Below are 23440 nucleotides of genomic sequence, written 5' to 3'. Positions count from 1 at the left end.
GGGGCATATACCGGTGTGGCCCTGAAAGCCGTGGGTCGATGGGCGCTCAGAGACGACGCTCGCGGCGGTAGAGCGAGCGCGCCCAGGCATATCCGCCGACGCCGATCGCCACGGTCCAGCCGACCGCCTGCGCAACCACCGCGGCCTCCAGGCCGGCGCCGCCGGCGAGCAGCCCGCGCACGGTCTCGATGATCGGCGTGAACGGCTGGTACTCCGCGAACCAGCGCACCGCCGTCGGCATGGTCTCGACCGGCACGAACCCGCTACCGAGGAACGGCAGCAGCAGCAGGATCATCGGGGTGTTGCTGGCCGTCTCCACGCTCCGCGCGTTCAGCCCCATCGCGACGCACAGCCAGCTGAGGGCGAGACCAAGCAGAACGAACAGGCCAAGCAGCGCGAGCCAGTCGAGCGCGCCCGCGTCGGGACGGTAGCCCATCGCGAGTGCCGCGCCGAGCACGAGCACGATTGCCGCCAGCGACTGGAGCACCGTGCCGAGCACCTGCCCGGAGAGCACGGACCCCGGCGAGATCGCCATGGTCTTGAACCGCGACATGATCCCGCTTGCGGCGTCCATGGCGGCGCTGATGGCCACGGACTGTCCCGCGCCGACGATGGTGAGGATGAACAGCGTCGGCGTGATGTAGTCCAGGTACGCCGCCCGCCCGTCGGCGCCGGGGGCGACCCCTGGCATGACGCCTGCGCCGAGGGCGCCGCCGAAGATGTACACGAACAGCACGAGCATCACCAGCGGGCCTGCGACGAGGAACATGGTGAGCCCCGGGTAGCGCACCGCGCGCAGGAGGTTGCGGCGCAGCATCGTGAGGACATCCGTCGCCGGGCGCGAGCGCACGGTGGCGGGAGCGGTGGTGGCGATGGCGGTCATCGGACGTTCTCCTTGGTGGTGGCGGGGCCGGTCTCGGTCTCGGTGGGCGGCTCGGTGAGGGCGAGGAACACGTCGTCGAGTGAGCCGGTGTCGTGCGCGGCCTTGAGCTCGGCGGGGGTGCCCTCGGCGACGATGCGGCCTTCGTTCAGGACGGCGACCGAGTCGGCGAGCTTGTCGGCCTCCTCGAGGTACTGCGTGGTGAGCAGGATCGTGGTGCCCGCGGCGACGAGCGTGCGCACCTCGTCCCACAGGACGCGACGGCTGCGCGGGTCGAGGCCCGTCGTTGGCTCGTCGAGGAACACGACGGATGGTGCACCGACGAGCGTCATCGCGAGGTCGAGCTTGCGCTTCATGCCGCCGGAGAAGGTCGCCACGGGCTTGCGCGCGGCGTCGGCGAGGCCGAAACGCTCGAGCAGTTCGGTGATCCGGCGGCGCCCCTCGGCGCGGCCGAGGTGATTGAGGTCGGCCATGAGCCGCAGGTTCTCGGTGGCGTTGAGCAGCTCGTCGACGGCGGTGATCTGGCCCGTCACGCCGATCGACGCGCGCACCGCCTCGGGCTCGCGGGCCACGTCGTGGCCCGCGACACGGACTGTGCCCGCGTCGGCGGCGAGCAGGGTGGACATGACGCCGACGGCAGTGGTCTTGCCTGCCCCGTTGGGGCCGAGCAGGGCGGTCACGGTGCCGGCGGGCACGACCAGGTCGACGCCGTCGAGCACGACTTGCTCGCCTGCCTTCGACCGGTACGACTTGCGCAGGCCGGCGACCTCGATCGCGGGACCGCGGACGGTGGTGGTCATGGGTTCTCCTTCGATGGTGGTGGGTCGGGCTCTTGGTCAGGCGTGCGGACGTCGGACGACGATGTCGCCGTAGCTGGAGCCGGCGCGAACCTCGGCGGTCCGGTCGCTCTCGTCGGGGCCCGCGGCGTCGTGCAGGAGGTTGCGGACCTTGCCGTGCTGCGTGGTGGCGTCGAGCCAGGCCGCGGTGCCCTCGGGCACCCCGATCTCGATCGCGCCGGTCGAGCTCTCGAGCTGGACCCGGCCGCTGGTGGCCTGCTCGATGCGGATGTTCCCGTGCGCGGTGCGAGCGGTGGTGTCACCGAGCGACCGGTCGATCGAGATGGGCCCGTGGGCTCCGTTCACGCGCAGGGTGCCGGTCGCCTCGCCGATCTCGGTCGGACCGTTCGGGTTCTTGATGCTGGCGTCCCCGGCGAGCTCGCGGATACGCACGCCGCCTGCGGTGACGACGATCTCGGTGGAGCCGAGGGCGCGTCCGACCACGACGGAGCCCGCGCTCGCGCGGAGGTCGAGCCTGCCGCCGACCTCGTCGACTCGAACGTCACCGGCACGGCTCGTGAACGAGCAGGTACCGAGCCTGCCCTGGGCGAAGAGGGGGCCGAGCGCACCGCCCTGCACGGAGGAACCCGTCGGCAGCTCGATCGTGAGGTCGACGGAGGACTTGGTGAGGTACTTCCACCTGGTGCCCGTCTGCACGGTGAGGGTGCCGTCGTGGAAGTCGACGCGGGTCTCGTCGGCGGCCTTCACGTCGCCGGACTTGTTCGGGTCGTTGGGGCGGACGGTGACCACGGTGTCGGAGCGATCGCTCGCGACGAGATTGACGGCGCCGACGGCGATGTCGACGGAGACGGTGATCGGCTCGGGGGTCGCGAAAGTAGGCATGGTGAGTCCTCGGTTCTGTGTCTGCCCCTCTTTGCGGGGCGCGGGTGTGTGATTCGGGGAGGTGGATCAGCGCACCCAGCCGGAGAGCCGGCCGGAGGTGCTGGATATGCGCGCTGTTGCGCTGGACGGTGTGGCGGGCCGGACGGCGGCAGCGACCGCGCGCACGAGCCAGGTGTTGAGGGAGACGCCCTCGCGGGCCGCCGCCGCCTCGACCTGCGCCTTGAGCTGGTCGGGCAGGCGGAGTGTGGTGCGGGAGGTGCTGACGTCGTCGGGGTCGAGAGCCGCGGGCGGCGCGGGCTCCACGGTCGCGGGCCCGGCGTCCTCGAACGCCGAGGATGGGGCGGGGGTGACGACGAACTCCGGGTCGCGGCCCTGGAGGCGCACATCGACGGAGCCGGGGGCGAGCTCGGCCGTGATCTCGTTCGCCGCGGCCGAGAGGGCCTCGAGCAGCATGAGTCGGACGGCGGCGTCGAGCGGGGCGGTCAGGCGCTCGGCCAGCTCACGTGCCTCGTTTCCGCCTGCTGCGGCTGCGGTGGCGAGCTGGTGCTGCAGCTCGTCGACGTATCTCGTAAGTTCCATGACACCACTATGACACCAAAGAGGTGTCAGCGCAAGAGGTGTGGCCACATTTCTGGTGGCATGGTGGTGTCAAAATGGTGCAAAATGGGTGAATCTGCAGGTCAGGGCGATGCTGTGTCCATGTGGCGAGCCCAAAGATGTGCCGCCACGGATCTCTTTCGGGGAGTGTCGGGCCGTGGCGACGTCGCCGGTGGCCACCGCGACACCATTGGTGGTCACGACGACACCACCGGTTGTGGGGTGGATCCCTGCGGGCACTCGACCTGTCGTGGGGGCCAGAGTGCAAACCGCACCCGGGCACGAAAAAACCCACCCGGCGAAGGCCTGGGTGGGCTGGTGGATCGTGGAGGGGATGACGGGAATCGAACCCGCATCATCTGCTTGGAAGGCAGAGGCTTTACCACTAAGCTACATCCCCGTGCACACGACAACTTGGGATCGCCATCGATGTCGTCTGCGTTGAGAGACTGTACCCAACCCAGTTCTGGATTCGCCAATCGGGTGGCGGGCGATCCGTCAAAAAGGGTGGCCGGGAATTTCACGAACGGGTGACCCGTAGGATTCAGCACGGCGGTAGCCACGCGGATCTTTCGCGCGGCCGCCGTGTCGCGGACCTAACGGGGTGTAGCGCAGCTTGGTAGCGCATCCGCTTTGGGAGCGGAGGGTCGCAGGTTCAAATCCTGTCACCCCGACCAGGGACAACGTCATAACAGCGCGGAACTGAAGACCAGGGCCGCGACGCAACGAGCAAGACCACACGAAGGAGCATGTCCGTGAAGAGCACCGTCGAGCAGCTGAGCCCGACGCGGGTCCGTATCAACGTTGAGGTGCCCTTCGAGGAGCTCAAGCCCGATTTCGACAAGGCGTACAAGGCCCTCGCGCAGCAGATCCGTCTCCCCGGCTTCCGTCCGGGCAAGGCCCCGGCCAAGCTCCTCGAGGCTCGCGTCGGCCGCGGCGCCGTGCTCGAGCAGGTCGTCAACGACACCCTTCCCGGGCGCTACTCGGAGGCCGTGACCACCGCGGGCGTCAAGGCGATCGGTCAGCCCGAGATCGACATCACCAAGATCGAAGACGGCGAGCTGCTCGCGTTCACCGCCGAGGTGGACGTCCGTCCCGAGATCGACCTGCCCGACTACAGCACCCTCGCGGTCACCGTCGACCCGGTCGAGATCACCGATGAGGCCGTCGAGGAGCAGCTGCTGTCGCTGCGTCAGCGTTTCGGCACCCTCACCGGTGTCGAGCGCGCGGTTCAGGACGGCGACTTCGTGTCGATCGACCTGTCGGCCGCCATCGACGGCGAGGCCGTCCCGGAGGCGACCGCGTCCGGCCTGTCCCACGAGGTGGGCTCCGGCCAGCTGATCGAGGGTCTCGACGAGGCGATCGTCGGACTCAAGGCCGGCGAGTCGAAGGACTTCACCACCAAGCTCGTCGCCGGTGAGCACGCCGACAAGGAGGCCGTCGTGACGGTCACCGTCGGCACCGTCAAGGAGCGCGAGCTGCCCGAGGCCGACGACGAGTTCGCCCAGCTGGCGAGCGAGTTCGACACCCTCGACGCGCTCAAGGACGACCTGCGCGAGCGGGTCGGCCGGGTGGCCAAGGTCGAGCAGGCCGGCCAGATCCGCGACAAGGTCCTCGAGACGCTGCTCGAGACCATCGAGGTCCCGCTGCCCGAGACCGTGGTCAAGGCCGAGGTCGACGCCCAGCTGCACGAGGCCGTGCACGGCCTCGACCACGACGAGGAGCAGCTCAACGCCCTCCTCGAGGCGCAGGGCACCAGCCGCGAGCAGTTCGACAAGGACGCCACCGAGGCTGCCGAGAAGTCGGTGAAGACCCAGCTGCTGCTCGACGCGATCGCGGACGAGGCGGGCACCGAGGTCGGCCAGCAGGAGCTGACCGAGCGGATCATCTTCCAGGCGCAGCGCTACGGCATCTCGCCGGACCAGTTCATCCAGCAGGTCCAGCAGGCCGGTCAGCTCGGCGCCGTGTTCGCCGATGTCCGTCGCGGCAAGGCGCTCGCGACCGTCGTCGACCAGGTGACCGTGACGGACACCTCCGGTGCGGCAGTCGACACCGCGGAGCTGTTCGGCACCCCGGAGTCGGACGAGGCCGAGGCCGCGGACGAGAGCTAGATTTCACGCCAATAGCGAACAGGGACGGCACCGGGACTCCGGGGCCGTCCCTGTTCGTTAGTGTCAGTGTCAAGAACCATCGAATTCAGTTATGGAGAAGGCAGGTACCGTGACTTCACAGAACCCGGGGGCTTCGTTGAGCCCCGCCATGACTTCAGCCACCTCTGGTCTGAATCTCAGCGACTCGGTGTTCGAGCGCCTGCTTCGGGAACGCATCATCTTCCTCGGTACCCAGGTCGACGACGACATCGCGAACAAGCTGTGCGCGCAGATCCTGCTGCTGTCGGCAGAGGACCCAACGCGGGACATCAACCTGTACATCAACTCGCCGGGTGGTTCGGTGACGGCGGGCATGGCGATCTTCGACACCATGCAGTTCGCCGAGTGCGACGTCGCGACGTTCGGCATGGGCCTGGCCGCGTCGATGGGGCAGTTCCTGCTCTCGGCAGGCACCAAGGGCAAGCGCTTCGCCCTGCCGCACGCGCGGATCATGATGCACCAGCCGTCTGCCGGTATCGGTGGAACCGCGTCCGACATCGCGATTATGGCCGAGCAGTTCGCGCACACCAAGCGCGAGATGGCCGAGCTCATCGCGGAGCACACCGGTCAGACCGTCGAGCAGATCACCGCCGACTCGGACCGTGACCGTTGGTTCACCGCCAAGGAAGCGCTCGACTACGGCTTCGTCGATCACGTCATCACCCGCGCACGGCAGGCCGGCGGCGCGGGCAACTGACCCGCCACCGCCTCCGACCTCTCGTCCACACCATCTTGGAGAACTGATGACCAACCTCTTCGATCCCCGTGCGCTCGGCGGCCAGGCGCCGGCCGGCGCTCAGTCGCGCTACATCCTGCCCTCGTTCATCGAGCACTCCAGCTACGGCGTCAAGGAGTCGAACCCGTACAACAAGCTGTTCGAGGAGCGCATCATCTTCCTCGGTGTGCAGGTGGATGACGCGTCGGCCAACGACGTGATGGCGCAGCTGCTCGTGCTCGAGTCGCTCGATCCGGACCGCGACATCACGATGTACATCAACTCGCCCGGCGGCTCGTTCACGTCGCTGATGGCGATCTACGACACCATGCAGTACGTGCGCGCCGACATCACCACGGTGTGCCTCGGCCAGGCGGCCTCGGCCGCGGCCGTGCTGCTGGCCGCGGGCACTCCCGGCAAGCGCCTCGCGCTGCCGAACGCGCGTGTGCTGATCCACCAGCCGGCTACGGGCGGCATCCAGGGCCAGGTCTCGGACCTCGAGATCCAGGCCGCCGAGATCGAGCGGATGCGCAGGCTCATGGAGTCGACGCTGAGCAAGCACACCGGCAAGGACGCCGAGGTGATCCGCAAGGACACCGATCGCGACAAGATCCTCACGGCCGCGGAGGCCAAGGAGTACGGGATCATCGACGACGTGCTGGAGTACCGGAAGCTCTCCGCTCAGAAGTAGCGGTCTGTCGGCCTCTTCGGGTCGACGGGAGACGGTCGGGCTCGCGACACGCCGCGTTCGTAGGGATGCGGCGTGTCCGGGTGCCGACCGGTCAGGCTGGGACCCCCGGTCGGAATCGGGGTACACGGTCGTCGGAGCTTCGCCTCGGCTGCGCGCCGGGTCGAATCATCGGCAACTGGTCGACCTCGTTCCGGAACTACGGGTACGGTCACATCAGGGGCTTTTGTCCGCCCAGGGATGTGGGTCGTGACGACTCACACGCGGGTGGGGATGGTCACCACGCTGAGAAGGAAGTAGGGACCTGACGAGATGGCACGCATCGGTGACGGCGGCGACCTGCTGAAGTGCTCTTTCTGCGGCAAGAGTCAGAAGCAGGTGAAGAAGCTCATCGCGGGACCAGGGGTCTATATCTGCGATGAGTGCATCGACCTGTGCAACGAGATCATCGAGGAAGAGCTGGCCGAGTCGAGCGAGGTCAAGCTCGACGAGCTGCCCAAGCCGGCCGAGATCCGCGACTTCCTCGAGAACTATGTGATCGGTCAGGACGCGGCCAAGCGCACGCTCGCCGTCGCGGTCTACAACCACTACAAGCGCATCCAGGCCGGCGACAAGGGTCGCGACGCCCGCGGCGAGACCGTGGAACTGGCCAAGTCGAACATCCTCATGCTCGGCCCGACCGGCTGCGGCAAGACCTACCTCGCGCAGACGCTCGCGAAGATGCTGAACGTGCCGTTCGCCATCGCCGACGCGACGGCGCTCACGGAGGCGGGCTATGTCGGCGAGGATGTCGAGAACATCCTGCTCAAGCTGATCCAGGCCGCGGACTACGACGTCAAGCGCGCCGAGACCGGCATCATCTACATCGACGAGGTCGACAAGATCGCCCGCAAGAGCGAGAACCCGTCGATCACCAGGGACGTGTCCGGCGAGGGTGTGCAGCAGGCACTGCTGAAGATCCTCGAGGGCACCCAGGCGAGCGTGCCCCCGCAGGGTGGGCGCAAGCACCCCCATCAGGAATTCATCCAGATCGACACGACCAACGTGCTGTTCATCGTGGCGGGTGCGTTCGCGGGGCTCGAGCGGATCGTCTCCGATCGGGTCGGCAAGCGTGGCATCGGTTTCGGGGCGGAGGTGCGTTCCAAGGCGGAGTTGGACACCCAGGACCACTTCGCCGAGGTGATGCCCGAGGATCTGATCAAGTTCGGCCTGATCCCGGAGTTCATCGGCCGTCTCCCGGTCGTGGCCTCGGTGACCAGTCTGGACAAGGACTCCCTCGTACAGATCCTGTCGGAGCCGAAGAACGCGCTGGTCAAGCAGTACACGCGGCTGTTCGACATGGACGGGGTGGAACTCGAGTTCTCGCCGGACGCGCTCGAGGCGGTGGCGGATCAGGCGATCCTTCGAGGCACCGGTGCCCGCGGCCTGCGCGCCATCATGGAAGAGGTCCTGCTGCCGGTGATGTACGACATCCCGAGCCGCGACGACGTCGCCAAGGTGGTCGTGACGGCCGAGACGGTCAACGACAACGTGCTGCCGACGATCGTCCCGCGTAAGCCCGAGCGGCCGGAACGACGCGACAAGTCGGCGTAGTCCGCACAACGACACAGGAGAACGGCCGGTGGGATTCCCACCGGCCGTTCTCCGTCTGTCGGGGTCGCCGCGAGCTAGCGTGTCCCGTATGGCGACCGCAGGCCCGATCCTCGTGCTCAACGGACCCAACCTGAACCTGCTCGGACAGCGGCAGCCCGAGGTGTACGGGCCCGCCACCCTCGACGATGTCGTGGCCCTGTGCCGCGAGGCGGCCGCCGGGTACGGCCGCGAGATCGATGCCCGCCAGTCCAATCACGAAGGCGTACTGATCGATTGGATCCACGAGGCCCGCGAGGGGGCCTCGGGGGTGGTGATCAACCCGGGCGGCTACTCGCACACCTCGGTCGCGCTGCGCGACGCACTCGCCACGCTCGGGGTGCCGGTGGTGGAGGTGCACGTCAGCAACATCCACGGTCGCGAGGTGTTCCGGCACCGGTCGCTCGTGTCGCCGGTCGCCGACGGTGTGATCTGCGGTCTCGGGGTGGACGGCTACCGCGCCGCCGTCGACTGGATCTGTCGACGGCAGCGGGGCTCAGGAAGCGTCGCCGAGTGAGGCGATCGCGGCCCGCAGGCGGGTGCCCGCCTCCTCGGCGACGGCCTCGAGCGCGGGTTCGCCCGTGACCTGCACCATCAGCTCGGGATTCATCGCCTCCACCGTGACGGTGCCGCCGGCGGCCGGATCCGAGCGAACGATCACGTTGCACGGCAGCAGCAATCCGATCTGCCGGTCGATGGTGACGGCGCGGTGCGCAAGCGGCGGGTTGCAGGCCCCGAGAATCAGGTAGTCCTCCATGTCCACGTCGAGCTTGGCCTTGAGGGTCGCGCGCATGTCGATCTCGGTGAGCACGCCGAAGCCCTGTTCCTGAAGGGCCTTTCGGGTCTTCTCGACCGCATCGGCGAAGGAGGTCTGCAGTGTCGTCGACAGTGCCAGGTTCATGAGTTGTCTCCGTTCTGGATCGGGGGTGTTCACATTCGGTTGTCGAGTCGCCGCACGCCCAGTCGCTGCATCAGCAGGCTGGCCGGGCACCAACCGACGGCCGCGTAGAGGAGCAGGTTCGCGGCGACGAACCCGGTGAGGATCAACCACCACGACGACAACGCGAGGGTGAGCGCGACGCTGAGCAGGACCATGGTGCCGCCCAGGAGCGGAACCAGTCGCTCGACCGTCCAGCCGCGGTGGCGGGGGAGTGTTGACATGTCGGGTTTCCTTCCGTGAAATCGGGTCAGCCGTGGGAGAAGCTGATATTGGGCAGCACCCTGCGCAGCCAGGCGGGGGACCACCAGGCGGCGTGCCCGGTCAGCCGCAGCAGCACCGGCAGCAGGACGAGGCGGATGAGGACCGCGTCGAGCAGGACGGCGACGCCGAGGATGATGCCCATCTCCTTCGGTGGGAGGGGGTCGGCGAGCGCGAAGGTGAAGAACACCGCCACCATCACCGCCGCGGCGGCGGCGATCACCCGGCCCGAGTGCGCGAGGCCGTCCACATGCGCGACCTTCGGATCGCCGGATCGCTCGTAGTGCTCCTTCGCGGTGGACAGCAGGAACACCGTGTAGTCCATCGCGATGGCGAAGATCATCGCGAAGAAGAACACCGGCCCCCAGCCGTCGAGGAACCCCTGCGGGGTGAAGCCGAGCAGGCCGGCCCCGTGCCCGTCCTGGAAGATCAGCTTGGCGACCCCGAACGCGGCGGCGGTCGAGAGCAGGCTCACCACCGTGCCGAGGACGGCGATCAGCGGGGCCTGCAGCGCGACCAGCAGCAGCAGGAAGCCGAGGGCCAGGATGATGCCGACGATCAGGGGCAGGTAGTCGTTCAGCGCCTGCTGCAGGTCGAGGTTCTCGGCAGGCGCGCCGCCGACCAGGGCCTGAGAGGGCAGCTCGGACCGCAACTGGGTGAGGATCGACCCCATCGCCTCGTCGGAGGGATCGACACCCGGGATCGCCTGCAGCATCACGTGATCGGAGCCGTCGATCGCCTGCTGCGGTGGGGTGACCATCGCGATCCCGTCGACGGCGGCCGCGGCACCCGCGGTGGCCTCGGCCTCGGACGCCGGGGCGATGATCTGCAGCATTCCCGGCGCGCCTTCGCCCAGCTGTGCCTGGACGAGTTCGTAGCCCTGGCGGACCGGCGCATCGGAGGGGACCACCTCGATCGACGGCATCGCGACCTTCAAGCCGAGTACCGGCAGGGACAGCGCGATCAGGATCAGGAGCGAGCCGATCGCGAACGGCCACGGGTGCCTGTGCAGGAGGTTGCCCCACGCGGCGAAGCGGGGGGAGCGGTGCTGCTGTCGCTTGGCGTAGGGGAGCGAGCCGGCGTTCACCTTGGTGCCGAGCTTGCCCAGCACCGCGGGCAGCAGGGTCAGGGTGGCCGCGAGGACGAAGGTGACGGCGAGCATGATGCCGACGGCCATCGTCCGGACCGCGGGCGCGGGGACCAGCAGCACAGCGGACAGGCTCACGAGCACGGTCAACCCCGACAGGACGACGGCCTTGCCCGCGGTGTCCATCGTCTCGGCGACCGCCGCGCGCGGGTCGCCGCTCTTGCTCAGCGCATCCCGGAATCGCGCCACGATGAACAGCGCGTAGTCGATGCCGAGAGCGAGGGCGAACATCATCGCGAAGTTCATGGCCCACACCGAGATCGGCGTGACCGTGTTGAGCAGGACCAGCCCGCCCGCGGAGGCGATCAGGCCCGCCATGGTCAGCAGCAGCGGCAGTCCCGCAGCGACCAGTGACCCGAAGGCCAGCACCATGATCGCGAGCGTCACCGGCCAGGAGAGCATCTCCGCCTGGATCATCGCGTCGTGATTGGCCTTGTTGAAGTCGCTCCAGAGCGCCGACGCGCCGGTGGGGTAGACCTCGATCTCGTCCGTTGACAGCGCGCCCAGTTCTCCCTTGAGCTCGTCGACGGCCTTGACCATGTCGTCGGTACTCGCGTTCGCACCCGCGATCAGGATGCCGGTGTGCCCGTCCGGGCTGATGGACATGCCGGGCTGCGGGGCGATGACCTCGCCGAAACGCTGATCGTCGGCGAACACCGCTGTCGCGTCGGCGAGGACCTGCTGCACCTGCGGATCGGCGACCGCGAGAGTGTCCGAGTGCACGACGACCTGCACCGCGGCGGAGGAGTTCCCGCCGAAGTGCTCCTCGGCGAGCTCGCGGACCTGCACGGATTCCGAGCCGTTGGCCTGCCAGCCTGCACCGGCCAGCGACGTGAACACCGACGGCGCGGCGGCGCCGAGCGCCACCAGTGCGATCAGCCAGATGCCGAACACCCAGCGTGCGCGCCCGACCATCGTGGCGCCCAGTCGGCCGAGGATTCCCCCAGTCGACGCCGGCGGCGGCGGGCCGTCGGCAGCCGCCACTGACCGGGTTTTGTCCACCTCGGCTGTGTTGCTCGTCATGCGTATCTCCTCGATATGCCCCAGGGGGTATCCGTTCGGTATGCAACGACCATACCCTAGGGGGTATATGAAAGGGTGCGAGAAGCGTCACAGGGGTGGTGCCTTGGCGGAGCTTGGCGTCAGGCCGGCGTGATCCGGGCCTCGCCGCTGTAGACGTTCATGGTCTCGCCGCGCAGGAAACCGACCAGGCTCAGCCCGGACTCGGTGGCGAGATCGACGGCGAGCGACGACGGGGCGGACACCGCGGCCAGTATCGGAACCCCCGCGACCACGGCCTTCTGCACGAGTTCGAAGGAGGCGCGCCCGCTGACCGCGAGGATCGCCTCGCGCAGCGGTACCCGGTCGGCGGTCAACGCCCAGCCGAGCACCTTGTCGACGGCGTTGTGCCTGCCCACATCCTCGCGAATCGCGAGCAGGGCGCCGTCGGGGGTGAACAGTCCGGCGGCGTGCAGGCCGCCCGTCGAGTCGAAGACCCGTTGGCGCGCGCGCAGGGTCGTCGGCATCGACGCCAGGGTCGACGCCGTCACCACCGGGTCGGGAGCCGTGAGGTCGTAGCGCGAGCGGACCCGGACCGCCTCGAGCGAGGCCTTGCCGCAGACGCCGCAGGCCGAGGTGGTCAGGAACTGGCGATCGGCGCCGGTCGGCGGTGAGACGCCGGGCGCGAGCGCGACGTCGAGGACGTTGTAGGTGTTGGCGCCGTCGCTGTCGACGCCGTCGCAGTACCGGATGACCGAGACGTCGGACGCCGAACCGATGATGCCCTCGCCCAGCAGGAACCCGTGCACCAGGTCGATGTCGTCCCCCGGGGTGCGCATGGTCACCGAGAGCGATCGGCCGCCGAGTCGGATCTCCAGCGGTTCCTCCACGGCCAGGCTGTCCGGCCTGCGCACGGTGGTGCCGCCGGTGGAATCCCCGCTCGGCCCGGTGATCCGCAGCACCGGACGGCGCGCGGTGACCCGACCCATCAGTGCGCCCCCGCCGGTTCGAGCCGCACCAGCACCGCCTTGGAAACCGGTGTATTCGATTTTGCGGCAACGTGATCGAGCGGGATGAGGGGGTTGGTCTCCGGGTAATAGGCGGCGGCGTTGCCCTTGGGTGTGCTGTACTCGACGGCCTTGAAGTCCCGCACCCGCCGCTCCTGGAGCACGCCGTCGGGGCCGGTCCACTCGGAGACGATGTCCACGGACGCGCCGTCGGCGATGCCCAGTTCCGCGAGGTCGGCCGCGGACACGAAGATCACCCGGCGGCCGCCCTTCACTCCGCGATAGCGATCGTCGAGCCCGTAGATGGTGGTGTTGTACTGGTCGTGACTGCGCAGGGTCTGCAGGATCAACCGGCCGGGGGGAGTGGGCAACCACTGCAGCGGACTCGCGGTGAAGTTGGCCTTGCCGGTGCGGGTGGGGAACTCACGCCGGTCGCGCGGCGGGTGCGGCAGCTGGAATCCGTCGGGCCTGCGGACCCGCTCGTTGTAGTTCTCGCAGCCGGGCACCACCCGCGAGATCGAGTCGCGGATGCGGTCGTAGTCCCCCTTGAATCGCGCCCACGGCACCGAGTGGTCGGCGCCGAGCAGGTTTTCCGCGAGCTCGCAGACGATCGCGACCTCGCTGCGCAACTGGTCGCTGACCGGTGTGAGGTTGCCCCGGGAGAGGTGCACCATGGACATCGAATCCTCCACGGACACCATCTGTTTCCCGCTCGCCTGGATGTCCTTGTCGGTACGGCCGAGGGTGGGCAGGATGACCGCGGTGGCGCCGGTGACCACGTGGGAGCGGTTGAGTTTGGTCGAGACCTGGACGGTCAGCGCGCACGAACGCAGCGCGGCCTCGGTCGCCTCGGTGTCCGGGGTGGCCCGGATGAAGTTGCCGCCCATCGCCATGAACACGGAGCCCTTGCCGTCACGCATGCCGCGGATGGCGGCGACGGTGTCCCAGCCGTGCTTTCGGGGGCTGACGATGGAGAACTCGCGGTCCAGAGCGTCGAGGAACGAGTCCGGCATCTTCTCCCAGATGCCCATCGTGCGGTCACCCTGGACGTTGGAGTGCCCGCGCACCGGGCAGACGCCCGCGCCGGGCTTGCCCATCATGCCGCGCATCAGCAGCAGGTTCGTGATCTCCTGGATGGTCGCGACCCCGTGGGACTGCTGGGTCAGGCCCATCGCCCAGCACGCGATCGTCCGTTCGGAACGGGCCAACGCGTCGGCGGTCTCGCGCAACTGCGTCATCGTGAGGCCGGTGGCCTCGAGGACGACGTCGAGATCCACAGCGCGCACGTTCTCCTCGTACTCGGCGAAGCCCGCGCAGTGTTGCTCGACGAACGCGCGGTCCACCACCGAGCCGGGGTCCGCGTCGTCGGCCTCGAGCAGCAGTCGCCCGAGCCCCTGGAACAGGGCCATGTCGCCGCCGAGGCGGATCTGCAGGAACTCGTCGGCGATGTCGACGCCGCGCCCGATCACACCGCCCACCTTCTGCGGGTCCTTGAACCGGCGAAGCCCGGCCTCGGGCAGCGGGTTCACCGCGATGATCTTGGCGCCGTTCGCCTTTGCCTTCTCCAGGGTGGAGAGCATGCGGGGGTGGTTGGTGCCGGGGTTCTGGCCTGCGATGAGGATCAGGTCGGCGTACTCGAGGTCCGGCACCGTCACCGAGCCCTTGCCGATCCCGATCGATTCGGTCAGTGCGCTGCCGGACGACTCGTGGCACATGTTGGAGCAGTCGGGCAGGTTGTTGGTGCCGAAGCTGCGGATCATCAGCTGGTAGAGGAAGGCGGCCTCGTTGCTGGTGCGACCGGAGGTGTAGAACACCGCCTGGTCGGGGCTGGGCAGCGCGCGCAGGTGGTCGGCGATCAGCCGGTAGGCTTCGTCCCATTCGATCGGCGTGTAGTGGGTCGCGCCCTCGCGGAGCACCATCGGGTGCGCCAGGCGCCCCTGCTGTCCGAGCCAGTAGTCGGTCTTCTCGGCCAGCTCCGCCACCGAGTGCTCGGCGAAGAACTCGGTGCCGACGCGGCGCAGCGTCGCCTCCTCGGCCACGGCCTTGGCGCCGTTCTCACAGAACTCCGCGGGCCTGCGGTGTCCAGGCGTCTCGGGCCAGGCGCAGCCGGGGCAGTCGAAACCGTGCCGCTGATTGAGTCGGGCCAGGGTCCGGGCGGTGCGGACGGCGCCCATCTGTTCGAGACCGCGTTGCAGGGACACCAGGACCGCGGGGACGCCCGCCGCGTGGTCCTTGCTGTGCGTGACGACCAGCTCGGATTCGTCGATGTCGCGTTCGGGTCCCTTGCGAGTCATGCCTACATAGTGGCCCTGCGACGGGCCCGCCGACAGCGGGGTGACCCACTCTGCCTACTATTTCGGCTAGCCTTACCTAGCTTTGGTGACGATGGAGGAGAGTCGATGGCAGACGTCGGGAAGTTGACGCGGCGGGGATTTCTGATCGGAACGTCGGGCGCACTGCTCGCGTTCGCCGCTGCCTGCAGCAGTGACGGTGACGGCGGATCGGCGTCGGCAGGCACCGGCGCGACCATCGGCAACAAGTACGGCGAGACCCAGGTGCCGCTCGACCCGCAGCGCGTGGTCAGCGTCGGGTACAACGACCAGGACGCGCTCCTGGCGCTCGGCTCCACCCCGGTCGGCGTCTTCGACTGGTACGGCAACTACCCGAACGCCGTGTGGCCATGGGCGCAGGGACTGCTCGCCGGGGCGACCCCCGCGATCATCGGCAGCGCGAACACCGGGATCGACGTCGAGAAGGTGGCCGCCACCGGTCCGGATCTGATCGTCGGCACCTACTCGGGCCTGACCAAGGACCAGTACAACAAGCTCAGCGCGCTCGCGCCGACCGTCGCGCAGCCCAAGGAGTTCGCCGACTACGGGGTGCCGTGGCAGGACCAGACGCGGATCATCGGCGAGGCGCTCGGCAAGCAGGACAAGGCGAAGGAGCTGGTGGCCTCCGTCGAGAAGCAGTTCACCGATGTCGCCGCCGCGAACCCCGCCTTCGCGGGCAAGACGGTGATCGTGGGCGCGCTCAAGGGCCCTGGCCAGTTCGGGGTCTACGGCCCGGAGGACCCGAAGGTTCGCTTCTTCACCGAGCTCGGCTTCGTCAATCCGCCTGTCACGCAGCAGATCACGACGACCAACTTCGCCCCGATCAGCACCGAGCAGCTCTCGCTCGCCGATGCCGACCTGCTGGTCTGGTACGCGGGTGGCGGCTACGGCGACAAGCTGCGGGCCGAGCTCGACAAGACGCCGGTCTACCAGGAGCTGAACGTCGTCAAGGACGGCCGCACGATCATCCTCGAGGACGAGGCCGCCGAGGCGATGACCTGGAGCACCGTCCTGTCGCTGCCGTACGCGCTGGAGAAGATCCCGCCGCGGATCGCTCCGCTGCTCACCAAGTAGTCCTAACGAGAGTTCGCCCGACGCGCTAGGGGACCAGCACGACCTTTCCGACGTTGCGACGTTCGGTCAGGATTCGATGGGCCTCTGGCGCGTTGGCGAACGGGACCGCGTCGGACACCACTGGCGCCACGACGCCGTTCTCGATCAGCTCGCGCAACGGGGTGATCCAGGGCTCGAGGGTGCCGCGGTCGTCCCACAGCCGCAGCATGTTGAGCCCGATCACCGCCTTGGACTCGCTCATCTGGTCGATGAGGTTGAAGCCCCGCATCATGCGCAGGGCCTGCGGCGCGGCCCTCAGCAGGTTTCGCTTGTCGCCCGCGACCACCGAGCTGGCCCCGAAGGCGACGAGCCTGCCGCCGGGACGCAACAGGCCATAGCTTCGTCGCAGCGACTCGCCGCCGATCGCATCCATGATCACGTCCATCGGCGGAAGTCCGCTGTCCCACCCGCGTTTCCGGTAGTCCAGCGCCACGTCGACGCCGAAGCCGCGGATGGCATCGTGCTTGCCCGGCGAGGCGGTGCCGTAGACCTCGGCGCCGCGGTGCTTGGCGATCTGCGTCGCCGCGATCCCGACGCCACCGGCCGCCGCCTGGATCAGGACCCGCTCTCCCTCAAGAAGGTTCGAGTAGCCGACCAGGCCGGCCCACGCCGTCGCGTAGTTGACCGGGATGGCGGCGCCCTGCTCGAAGCTCAGCGAATCCGGCAGCGCGATCACGTCTCGGGCATCGGCAACCACCTCCTCGGCATACCCGCCGAATCTCGTGCCCGCGACCACCCGGTCGCCGACGGTGAGGCCGACCACGTCCGGGGCGACCTCGCCGATCGTCCCCGCGACCTCGTAGCCGACGATGCTCGGCAGCGGCGGGGCGTCGGCGTACAGGCCGAGCCGGGCCATCACGTCCGCGAAATTGACGCCTGCGGCCCGGACGTCGATGCGGACCGCACCGGGGCGGAGCGGCGGCGAAGGGCGTTCCTGGACCTGGAGGACGTCGGCGTCCCCATGCTTGGTGATCACGACTGCGCGCATAGGGGGAAGGTTAGTACCGATCGGCGTGTGGCTCTCGGGATGCGACAAGCTGTATGCGCGGGGTTCACTCGGTACGCTTTGTCGCATGGCATGGATGTGGTCACTCCTCGCGCGGAGGCTGAACCTCGTTCAGCTCACGTGGGTGGCCATGCTGACGTTGGTGATTGCCACGGCAACAGCGATGGATGGGCCGACCGCGGTTGTCGGCGCGGCGATTGCGATCGTTCTTCTGCTCGCGGTGGCTGGACAAGGCTCGCTGTCCCAACTGCGCTCGCTGACCGAGCCGACCACGGGCCCATCACGGGACGAGCAGCGCCTGCGGGGCGCGTTCCGTCGTCAGAGCGCCCCGGACACCCCCGGTCGGCCCCGCCGACCTCGAGCACCCGGACAGGTCCTGGCCGCCGCGCTGCACTGACGCTGCGCGAGCGCCTCGGTCGACCGTCCTTCCACGCCGGAGCGATCCGCAGAGGATCCGGGCGTGAACTCCCACTCGCACGATGCCGTGTGACGCTGCGTCGTGCAGCAAAGAGGTACTCGAATGCTCGACTTCATCTACTACCCCGTATCCGCGATCTTGTGGTTCTGGCACAAGGCGTTCGGCTCGGTTCTCGGCCCCGACAACGGATTCGCTTGGGCGCTGGCCGTGGTGTTCCTGGTCTGCACCCTCCGTGTCTTGCTGCTCAAGCCCGCAATCAAACAGGTCCGTACGACCCGCCAGATGCAGGAGTTGCAACCGCAGATCAAGGCCCTACAGAAGAAGTACGCCGGCGACCGGCAACGCCAGGCGACCGAGATGCAGAAGCTGCAGAAGGAGCACGGGTTCAATCCGCTGATGGGGTGCCTGCCCGCACTGGTTCAGGCACCGGTGTTCCTCGGGCTCTACCACGTATTGCGTTCGTTCAATCGAACCGGAACCGGACTGGGCAACCTCGGGATGACTCCCGAGGCCGACGCAAACACTCCGAACTATGTCTTCAGCGCCGCTGATGTGCAGTCGTTTTTGAGTGCTCGCCTATTCGGTGCACCGATCTCCGTGGCGGTCACCAGTCCGCAGAGCACCTTGGCGTCGTTTGCTCCGTACGGCGGAGTCCCGACGGTGGCCACGATTGCCGCGGTGGCGATCCCCCTTATGGTGCTCGCGAGCCTTGCCACGCATTTCAACGCGCGGGCATCGGTGAAGAGGCAGAGTGCGGAAGCTGCAGCCAACCCGCAGTCGGCGATCATGAACAAGCTGATGCTGTGGGTTTTCCCACTCGGTGTCCTGGTCGGCGGGCCATTCCTGATGATCGCAATCTTGCTGTACTGGGTGAGCAACAACATCTGGACCTATGGCCAGCAGCACCTCGTGTTCACTCGCATCGACAGGGAAGAAGCCGCGAAACAGCGAGAGGTCGCCGAACAGCGCGTGATCACTGCGCCCAAACCAGGTGCTCGACCGGCCACCCGGCCGAAGCCTGCGCAACAGAAACGGAAGCGGCGGAAGTAGCGACCGATGCTGACCCCGTTGCCGCCCTCAAATAAACCTCGGCGGCAACGGGGTCACGATCGTCAACCGGGACGACGCTTTGTCGGCGGGAACGTCAGGTGTGATCTTCAGCAGGTCACCGATCCGGCCACGGAAGGACCGGACCTTGGTGACGCGCGAGCCGACGATGAACTTGAGCCCGGCCTCGTCCAGAGACTTGAGGTTGCTCGCGGAGAGCATGCCTGCGTCAGCCGTGGCCCGGACTTGGCCCGGACCTGCCTGCTGAACGTCACTTGACGAGGGTAAACCGGCCGCGTTAGTGCGTGAAACCGCCACATTCGAGACACGAATACCCAGGTCAAGTCGCCGGACCCCGATTTCTCACTCAGAGGTGAGTCAGGTTAGGTCGGATCACCAAACGTATTGGGCCACTTAGCTTTCTTGGCCGATCATGAATACTGTCGGATTCACGAAGGGGAGTAGCCCCCAATTGAGCAGTCGACTTACTGGCAAAACCCACCAGTCGTTCCACGAGCTGACGTCCGCCCGGCTGCCCGAACCGGTTCCCACCGGTGGGCGAGACCTTCGGTCGTCGACGCACCCGCGTCGGGGACCGGAGGACCGTACCCGGACATCCTCCGATCACCACGAACGGAGGACCGATCTTGCTCGCCGCCCTGCTGCTGAGCTTCGGCGTCATCTGCGTCGCCGAACTCGGCGACAAAACGATGCTCGCGACGATCACGCTCGCCGCGGACAACGACTGGGTCGGCGTGTGGATCGGCTCGACCCTGTTCCTGGTGTTCGGTGTGCTGCTGCTGCTCGACGGCATGTTCCCCGGCAACCCGGCCGGCCCGATCGCCGCCGGCGCGATCCTCGCGGTCGCGTTCGTCGCCGGTGTGGTGCACCGGGCGCGGTCCCGGCGGTCCGCGGCCCGTCGAGGGGCCGCGGACCCCTCGGCAGGTGAGCGGTCAGGAGCCCGAGTCAGCTACCGAACGGCTCCCCATAACTCGTGCTCCCGAAGGGTCCTTCCTTGAAGTCCCGGTACCCCTGCGTGTTCCCCGTCGCCACCCATCGCGCCGACGCGGAGTCGGTGCCGGTGAACGCAATCCGACTGGTGCTATCGCCATCCACATCGGTAACGGTGTAATCCAATTCGAAGACGAGGTAGCCGGACGAGGTGTTGTCCTTCGGTATCGTCCAGCCGCCATCGGGTGCCATGACCGTGACATTCCCGGTTGCGGGATCCACCACAACGCCCGGGTCCAGTTCCCTATTACCCCCGGTCTTCACGGTGGCTCCCGTGAACTCAAACCCACTCGGAACTTGGTGGGTGAGACTGGTGACGACCATGGGGTGCAAGACGTCGCGGGACCCAATGAAACTCACCCTGAAAGATGTTTCGTCACCGGGCGCGGCACGATCAGTTCCGGAGTAAGTCAATTCGGTGTCACCGACCCATGTAGTGGACCCGAAACGCTCACCGTCGCAGAGCACCCCCGAATCCACGTTCGAACAGAGCGGCTGGCCGTATTTGCTGCTTCCGAGGCCTGCCCCCGCGGTTCCCACCCCCAACCCCAGCCCACCCCCAGCAATCGTCAGCACCGCGAGCACCGCCCCACCCACACGCCCCACGTGTCCACCCATCGATCATGTCCCCTTCACCAGTTGACGGGACCGGCCCCTCGCCCGCCCCGACTACCGGCGACTGTAGACGGCAAAACAGACCGCCACTTCGAAACCGACGGGCTATTTTCCGCAGTTCAAAGCGTTAAATGGGCTCTTCCTGATCGGAACCGCACCTCCACCGCCGAAGCTCGACCTGCGGCGAGGGCGGTGATGGACCCGTTCCACGTGGTGCACCTGGCGGCGGAGAAGCTCACCCTCTGTCGGCAACGCGTCCAGCAGGCCACGCGCGGGCATCGCGGCCGGGTCGGTGATCCGCTCGACGGGATCCGCCGGATCCTGCTCACCCGGAACGGTCTGCTTACCGACAAGCAGAAGGACAAGCTCGCCACCGCACTCGACGGCGAGGACGGCATCTGCCGGTGGAGGTGACGGCGTGGTGCTATCAGGATCTGATCGTCGCCTACGGCGACACCGACAAGCGTGTGGGGAAGTTGACGATGTTCAAGTGTCTCAAGCGAATTCGAAATGGACTTGGGCCGGGGTTGGAGGAGTTGGCGCAGCTCGGCCGCAGCCTTTGGAAACGCCGCGCCGAGATCCTGGCCTACTTCGATGTCGGGGTGTCGAACGGTCCGGTGGAGGCGATCAACGGACGTCTCGAGCACCTGCGTGGCATCGCCCTCGGCTTCCGTAGCCTCGACCACTACATCGTGCGGTCATTGATCCACTCGGGTCAGCTTCAGGAACGAATCAACGCACTCTGAATGAGGAAGAGTCCGTTTCCCTTTGGTGTTTCGTCAATCCGTGGGGTTACCCGGTATCGCAGTTGTAGTACTGAACGATGCAGAACTCGTGATCCTCTGGATCGTGCATCACCATCACGGTTCCATCGTCGTAGTCGTGACGCACGCCGGCCCAGCGGCCGCCCAGGCTTTCGACACGGTGGCGGCCTGCGTCGATATCTTCGACCTGAACGTCGAGGTGAATGCGGACCTTGCCGGTTTTGGGTTCTGGAACTCGTTGGAAGGTCAGGCGCGGCTGGCCATCAAGGCGAGATCCCACGGTGGCCCATCCGCTGTCGTCACCGTGATCGTCGGACTCCGCAATGTCGAGCATTGCGCTCCAGAACGATGCCAGCCGTGCGGGGTCCGCGCAGTCGATCGTGATTCCAACCAACCGATTCGTCATGCCTACAGCATCTACGAGCCAGTCGAAAACTCAATGATGTTGACGTCCTTTCTCCGCTGTTGGCCGCGCAGCGGAACCGTTGGAGGTGTCAGTCCCAGTGACGGCGAACGCGCCGGTAGCGCTCGTAGATCGCGCGCGAGCCGTACGTCCTGATCTCGAGCAGGGTCGAGCGGCACGCTTTCGGCGACCGGCGGCAGGAACGGCGTGCCGCCACCGATGATGACCGGATTGCGGTCATGGGTCCCGAGGAAGTCGTATCCAAGCTATCGAGGCGTCGGCGCCATCATGCGATTCCAACAGTCCGGAGTTCCTCAAACCCCGTGCGCGCGGGCCGTTCTCGAGTAGAATCGTACATATGTTCTATTAACCCGGGGGGTGATGGACTTGGCTGACTCGATGGTGACCGATCATGAACGGTGCCTGCTCGACGCGATCGCCGAGACCTCGCGCGCCGAGAATGCGGCGGCGGCCCGGCTGATCGCGCAGATCATGGACTACACCAGCTCTCGTGGCACCTTCGACCATCGGGCTCCCGGTGCCGGATTCGATACCGAGCAAGCGGAGCGGTCCGCGATCGCGGAGGTCGCGCTGGCGTTGTCGAGCACCTTCAGGTCGGTGTCGTCGCTGATGCGCCTCGGGTTCACCCTCGAGCGGATGCCCGAGTTGCGGGAGGCCTTCGCCGCCGGGGAGGTGTCGCTGGCGAAGATCCGGGTGATCGACGAGCACACCCGTAAGGCCGCCACCGCTGCGGCGCTGCGCCTCGACGCCGGCATCCTCTCCGCCGCACGACGGCTCGCACCGACCCCGCTCGGAATCGAGATCGACAGGTTGCTGATCGAGGACGACGCCGCCTGGGCGCAACGCTCCCGCGACGAGGCCGAGGCCAAACGCAAGGTTCGCTCCCGTCGCCTACCTCACGGGATGGGTGTGCTGTCGGTGACGTTGACGGCGACTCAGTTGGCGGCGGCCACGGGCCTGATCGTGAAGGTTGCCAAGACGGCGTGCCGGGCCGATCCGCGCCCCCTCGATGTCCGGTGTGCGGACGCGTTCATGGTGCTGATGCGCGGCGGGAGCGTCCTGGCCTGCGAATGCGGCGACCGGAATTGCGCGGCCACCCGCAACTGTGAACCCGAAGGCGCACAGGTCAATCTGAGGATCTCGTGCGGGCTGGAGACGCTGCTCGGTCTCGCCGACAATCCCGCCTATCTCGAGGGATACGGATATCTCGATGCCGCGCAGGCCCGCGTCATCGCCGGGGACGCCACCTGGCAGGCGATCATCGACTGCGCCACACAGGCGCTCGACCGCCTGCAACACGAGTTCGGCGACGACGGCGATCGCACTGACGGCGCCGACGGCATGACCGAATCCGCCGAGGGGTCAGGCGTGGCGCCCGAGTCGGTCAACGCGGAATCGGACCACTCGCCAGCCGGCGACCGGGCGGCACCCGAAGCGCACGAACCGGACCCGCCAGATCCAACCGGCCCGCCGGACCCGCGCACTGCCGCGGACGCCGAGACCGAGCCGACTCTCGAAACCGGCCTGCTGGTGCGCGCGAGCCGGACCCTGTCCGCGGGCGCAATCGCCTTGCCCGCCCGCAGACTTCCACAGCCGGGGATCGTCTCGTCGGCCGACGCCATCGAAGGCCTGTGTCGCACCATCCAGAACGACCCCACACGGCTCGTCGCAGCGTTCCCGGACGGTCACGGCGGATTCACGCAGCCGCCACCGGGGGCCTTGACCTACCGACCCAGCGACCTCCTCGCCGCCGCCGTTCGGCTGCGGGATGGCACCTGCCGCCATCCCGACTGCCTGATCGCCGCCGCCGACTGCCAGATCGACCACGTCGTCCCGTTCAGCAGGGGTAACCCGATCCACGGTGGCTGGACCATCCTCACCAACCTGCAGTGCCTGTGCGTCCTGCACCACCAGCTCAAGACCGCCGGACTCTGGCGTCACGAGATGCTCGCCGGGGCGATCATGCACATCCACAACGCGATCGGACAGCACGCCCTTACGCTCCCCACGCGGAGGTAGGGCG

22 protein-coding genes, 2 tRNA genes and 1 pseudogene are annotated in these 23440 nt (G+C 67.6%); 12 read left to right on the top strand and 13 right to left on the bottom strand.

All coding sequences use genetic code 11. The features are described 5' to 3' along the window. Positions 1-46 precede the first annotated feature (46 nt). The 5 genes from RM1_RS09535 to RM1_RS09515 form a co-directional block, all read right to left on the bottom strand. A complete protein-coding gene (locus tag RM1_RS09535) occupies positions 47-883 on the bottom strand; it encodes an ABC transporter permease (RefSeq protein WP_072751063.1) in 837 nt (278 codons plus the stop codon). Then, a complete protein-coding gene (locus tag RM1_RS09530) occupies positions 880-1680 on the bottom strand; it encodes an ABC transporter ATP-binding protein (RefSeq protein ID WP_072751062.1) in 801 nt (266 codons plus the stop codon). The genes RM1_RS09535 and RM1_RS09530 overlap by 4 nt, the downstream gene beginning before the upstream one ends. A 36-nt stretch (positions 1681-1716) precedes the next feature. After that, complete coding sequence (locus tag RM1_RS09525; protein ID WP_072751061.1) at positions 1717-2559, bottom strand: DUF4097 family beta strand repeat-containing protein; 843 nt, start codon at positions 2557-2559, stop codon at positions 1717-1719. A gap of 66 nt (positions 2560-2625) precedes the next feature. Beyond that, a complete protein-coding gene (locus RM1_RS09520; protein ID WP_072751060.1) occupies positions 2626-3138 on the bottom strand; it encodes a YlcI/YnfO family protein in 513 nt (170 codons plus the stop codon). Positions 3139-3482: 344 nt separating this feature from the next. Next, positions 3483-3556 (bottom strand) — tRNA-Gly (locus RM1_RS09515). Between the two features lie 200 nt (positions 3557-3756). On the opposite strand from RM1_RS09515, the gene RM1_RS09510 reads away from it, so the two are divergent. The 6 genes from RM1_RS09510 to aroQ all read left to right on the top strand — a co-directional run bounded on the left by RM1_RS09510 (position 3757) and on the right by aroQ (position 8855). Beyond that, positions 3757-3833 (top strand) — tRNA-Pro (locus RM1_RS09510). Between the two features lie 78 nt (positions 3834-3911). Then, a complete protein-coding gene (gene tig, locus RM1_RS09505; RefSeq protein ID WP_072751122.1) occupies positions 3912-5267 on the top strand; it encodes a trigger factor in 1356 nt (451 codons plus the stop codon). 91 nt (positions 5268-5358) lie between these two features. Next, positions 5359-6003, top strand: a complete 645-nt coding sequence (locus RM1_RS09500) for an ATP-dependent Clp protease proteolytic subunit (RefSeq protein WP_072751059.1) — start codon at positions 5359-5361, stop codon at positions 6001-6003. Positions 6004-6049: 46 nt separating this feature from the next. Then, positions 6050-6712, top strand: a complete 663-nt coding sequence (locus RM1_RS09495) for an ATP-dependent Clp protease proteolytic subunit (protein WP_072751058.1) — start codon at positions 6050-6052, stop codon at positions 6710-6712. A 309-nt stretch (positions 6713-7021) separates the two neighbouring features. Further along, a complete protein-coding gene (gene clpX / locus RM1_RS09490; RefSeq protein ID WP_027499881.1) occupies positions 7022-8302 on the top strand; it encodes an ATP-dependent Clp protease ATP-binding subunit ClpX in 1281 nt (426 codons plus the stop codon). Between the two features lie 88 nt (positions 8303-8390). Continuing rightward, positions 8391-8855, top strand: a complete 465-nt coding sequence (aroQ, locus tag RM1_RS09485; protein WP_072751057.1) for a type II 3-dehydroquinate dehydratase — start codon at positions 8391-8393, stop codon at positions 8853-8855. On the opposite strand, the gene RM1_RS09480 is transcribed toward aroQ, so the two are convergent. From RM1_RS09480 to RM1_RS09460, 5 genes are all read right to left on the bottom strand, one after another. Continuing rightward, positions 8835-9239 (bottom strand): DUF302 domain-containing protein, encoded by a 405-nt coding sequence (locus RM1_RS09480; protein ID WP_072751056.1) that lies wholly within the window; start codon positions 9237-9239, stop codon positions 8835-8837. The genes aroQ and RM1_RS09480 overlap by 21 nt on opposite strands. 29 nt (positions 9240-9268) lie before the next feature. Beyond that, the gene (locus tag RM1_RS09475; RefSeq protein WP_072751055.1) at positions 9269-9499 is read right to left on the bottom strand and encodes a YgaP family membrane protein; all 231 of its coding nucleotides are present in this window, start codon (positions 9497-9499) and stop codon (positions 9269-9271) included. Positions 9500-9525: 26 nt separating this feature from the next. Further along, a complete protein-coding gene (locus RM1_RS09470) occupies positions 9526-11706 on the bottom strand; it encodes an MMPL family transporter (RefSeq protein ID WP_072751054.1) in 2181 nt (726 codons plus the stop codon). A gap of 119 nt (positions 11707-11825) precedes the next feature. Continuing rightward, positions 11826-12671: a formate dehydrogenase accessory sulfurtransferase FdhD gene (gene fdhD / locus RM1_RS09465; RefSeq protein WP_072751053.1), complete on the bottom strand. Its 846-nt coding sequence runs from the start codon at positions 12669-12671 to the stop codon at positions 11826-11828. Further along, positions 12671-14983 (bottom strand): FdhF/YdeP family oxidoreductase, encoded by a 2313-nt coding sequence (locus RM1_RS09460; protein WP_072751052.1) that lies wholly within the window; start codon positions 14981-14983, stop codon positions 12671-12673. Before RM1_RS09460 ends, fdhD begins: the two co-directional genes overlap by 1 nt. 105 nt (positions 14984-15088) lie before the next feature. Between RM1_RS09460 and RM1_RS09455 the strand changes: the two genes are divergently transcribed. Then, positions 15089-16093, top strand: coding sequence for an iron-siderophore ABC transporter substrate-binding protein (locus RM1_RS09455; RefSeq protein ID WP_072751051.1), 1005 nt, complete (start codon positions 15089-15091; stop codon positions 16091-16093). 25 nt (positions 16094-16118) lie between these two features. Here the strand turns inward: RM1_RS09455 and RM1_RS09450 are convergent, their stop codons facing one another. Further along, complete coding sequence (locus RM1_RS09450) at positions 16119-17120, bottom strand: zinc-binding dehydrogenase (protein ID WP_072751050.1); 1002 nt, start codon at positions 17118-17120, stop codon at positions 16119-16121. 85 nt (positions 17121-17205) lie between these two features. On the opposite strand from RM1_RS09450, the gene RM1_RS09445 reads away from it, so the two are divergent. Both RM1_RS09445 and yidC read left to right on the top strand, forming a co-directional pair. Beyond that, the gene (locus tag RM1_RS09445; protein WP_092667845.1) at positions 17206-17535 is read left to right on the top strand and encodes a DUF6412 domain-containing protein; all 330 of its coding nucleotides are present in this window, start codon (positions 17206-17208) and stop codon (positions 17533-17535) included. Positions 17536-17658: 123 nt separating this feature from the next. Beyond that, positions 17659-18606 carry a membrane protein insertase YidC gene (gene yidC / locus RM1_RS09440; RefSeq protein WP_083576620.1) on the top strand — a complete coding sequence of 316 codons (948 nt, stop codon included), beginning with the start codon at positions 17659-17661 and terminating at the stop codon, positions 18604-18606. Positions 18607-18633: 27 nt separating this feature from the next. On the opposite strand, the gene RM1_RS25880 is transcribed toward yidC, so the two are convergent. After that, positions 18634-18825, bottom strand: a complete 192-nt coding sequence (locus RM1_RS25880; protein ID WP_169922297.1) for a hypothetical protein — start codon at positions 18823-18825, stop codon at positions 18634-18636. Between the two features lie 425 nt (positions 18826-19250). Between RM1_RS25880 and RM1_RS09430 the strand changes: the two genes are divergently transcribed. Then, the gene (locus RM1_RS09430; RefSeq protein ID WP_439958206.1) at positions 19251-19622 is read left to right on the top strand and encodes a TMEM165/GDT1 family protein; all 372 of its coding nucleotides are present in this window, start codon (positions 19251-19253) and stop codon (positions 19620-19622) included. Positions 19623-20406: 784 nt separating this feature from the next. Continuing rightward, positions 20407-20975, top strand: a pseudogene (locus RM1_RS09420) (ISL3 family transposase); the annotation flags it as partial. A gap of 46 nt (positions 20976-21021) precedes the next feature. On the opposite strand, the gene RM1_RS09415 reads toward RM1_RS09420, so the two are convergent. Beyond that, complete coding sequence (locus RM1_RS09415) at positions 21022-21399, bottom strand: VOC family protein (protein ID WP_072751047.1); 378 nt, start codon at positions 21397-21399, stop codon at positions 21022-21024. Positions 21400-21795: 396 nt separating this feature from the next. On the opposite strand from RM1_RS09415, the gene RM1_RS09405 reads away from it, so the two are divergent. Next, positions 21796-23436: an HNH endonuclease signature motif containing protein gene (locus RM1_RS09405; protein ID WP_169922301.1), complete on the top strand. Its 1641-nt coding sequence runs from the start codon at positions 21796-21798 to the stop codon at positions 23434-23436. The last annotated feature ends 4 nt before the right edge of the window (positions 23437-23440 follow it).

The organism is Rhodococcus maanshanensis NBRC 100610 (assembly GCF_001894865.1).
Taxonomy (GTDB): Bacteria; Actinomycetota; Actinomycetes; order Mycobacteriales; family Mycobacteriaceae; genus Rhodococcus_G; species Rhodococcus_G maanshanensis.
This window is presented reverse-complemented; position numbering and strand designations above follow the sequence as displayed.

What these genes read in the sequence shown, in the direction of transcription:
- RM1_RS09535 (WP_072751063.1), bottom strand. Translation starts at nt 883, where the DNA reads ATGACCGCCATCGCCACCACCGCTCCCGCCACCGTGCGCTCGCGCCCG.
- RM1_RS09530 (WP_072751062.1), bottom strand. Translation starts at nt 1,680, where the DNA reads ATGACCACCACCGTCCGCGGTCCCGCGATCGAGGTCGCCGGCCTGCGC.
- RM1_RS09525 (WP_072751061.1), bottom strand. Translation starts at nt 2,559, where the DNA reads ATGCCTACTTTCGCGACCCCCGAGCCGATCACCGTCTCCGTCGACATC.
- RM1_RS09520 (WP_072751060.1), bottom strand. Translation starts at nt 3,138, where the DNA reads ATGGAACTTACGAGATACGTCGACGAGCTGCAGCACCAGCTCGCCACC.
- RM1_RS09500 (WP_072751059.1), top strand. Translation starts at nt 5,359, where the DNA reads ATGGAGAAGGCAGGTACCGTGACTTCACAGAACCCGGGGGCTTCGTTG.
- RM1_RS09495 (WP_072751058.1), top strand. Translation starts at nt 6,050, where the DNA reads ATGACCAACCTCTTCGATCCCCGTGCGCTCGGCGGCCAGGCGCCGGCC.
- clpX (WP_027499881.1), top strand. Translation starts at nt 7,022, where the DNA reads ATGGCACGCATCGGTGACGGCGGCGACCTGCTGAAGTGCTCTTTCTGC.
- aroQ (WP_072751057.1), top strand. Translation starts at nt 8,391, where the DNA reads ATGGCGACCGCAGGCCCGATCCTCGTGCTCAACGGACCCAACCTGAAC.
- RM1_RS09480 (WP_072751056.1), bottom strand. Translation starts at nt 9,239, where the DNA reads ATGAACCTGGCACTGTCGACGACACTGCAGACCTCCTTCGCCGATGCG.
- RM1_RS09475 (WP_072751055.1), bottom strand. Translation starts at nt 9,499, where the DNA reads ATGTCAACACTCCCCCGCCACCGCGGCTGGACGGTCGAGCGACTGGTT.
- RM1_RS09470 (WP_072751054.1), bottom strand. Translation starts at nt 11,706, where the DNA reads ATGACGAGCAACACAGCCGAGGTGGACAAAACCCGGTCAGTGGCGGCT.
- fdhD (WP_072751053.1), bottom strand. Translation starts at nt 12,671, where the DNA reads ATGGGTCGGGTCACCGCGCGCCGTCCGGTGCTGCGGATCACCGGGCCG.
- RM1_RS09460 (WP_072751052.1), bottom strand. Translation starts at nt 14,983, where the DNA reads ATGACTCGCAAGGGACCCGAACGCGACATCGACGAATCCGAGCTGGTC.
- RM1_RS09455 (WP_072751051.1), top strand. Translation starts at nt 15,089, where the DNA reads ATGGCAGACGTCGGGAAGTTGACGCGGCGGGGATTTCTGATCGGAACG.
- RM1_RS09450 (WP_072751050.1), bottom strand. Translation starts at nt 17,120, where the DNA reads ATGCGCGCAGTCGTGATCACCAAGCATGGGGACGCCGACGTCCTCCAG.
- RM1_RS09445 (WP_092667845.1), top strand. Translation starts at nt 17,206, where the DNA reads ATGGCATGGATGTGGTCACTCCTCGCGCGGAGGCTGAACCTCGTTCAG.
- yidC (WP_083576620.1), top strand. Translation starts at nt 17,659, where the DNA reads ATGCTCGACTTCATCTACTACCCCGTATCCGCGATCTTGTGGTTCTGG.
- RM1_RS25880 (WP_169922297.1), bottom strand. Translation starts at nt 18,825, where the DNA reads ATGCTCTCCGCGAGCAACCTCAAGTCTCTGGACGAGGCCGGGCTCAAG.
- RM1_RS09415 (WP_072751047.1), bottom strand. Translation starts at nt 21,399, where the DNA reads ATGACGAATCGGTTGGTTGGAATCACGATCGACTGCGCGGACCCCGCA.
- RM1_RS09405 (WP_169922301.1), top strand. Translation starts at nt 21,796, where the DNA reads ATGGTGACCGATCATGAACGGTGCCTGCTCGACGCGATCGCCGAGACC.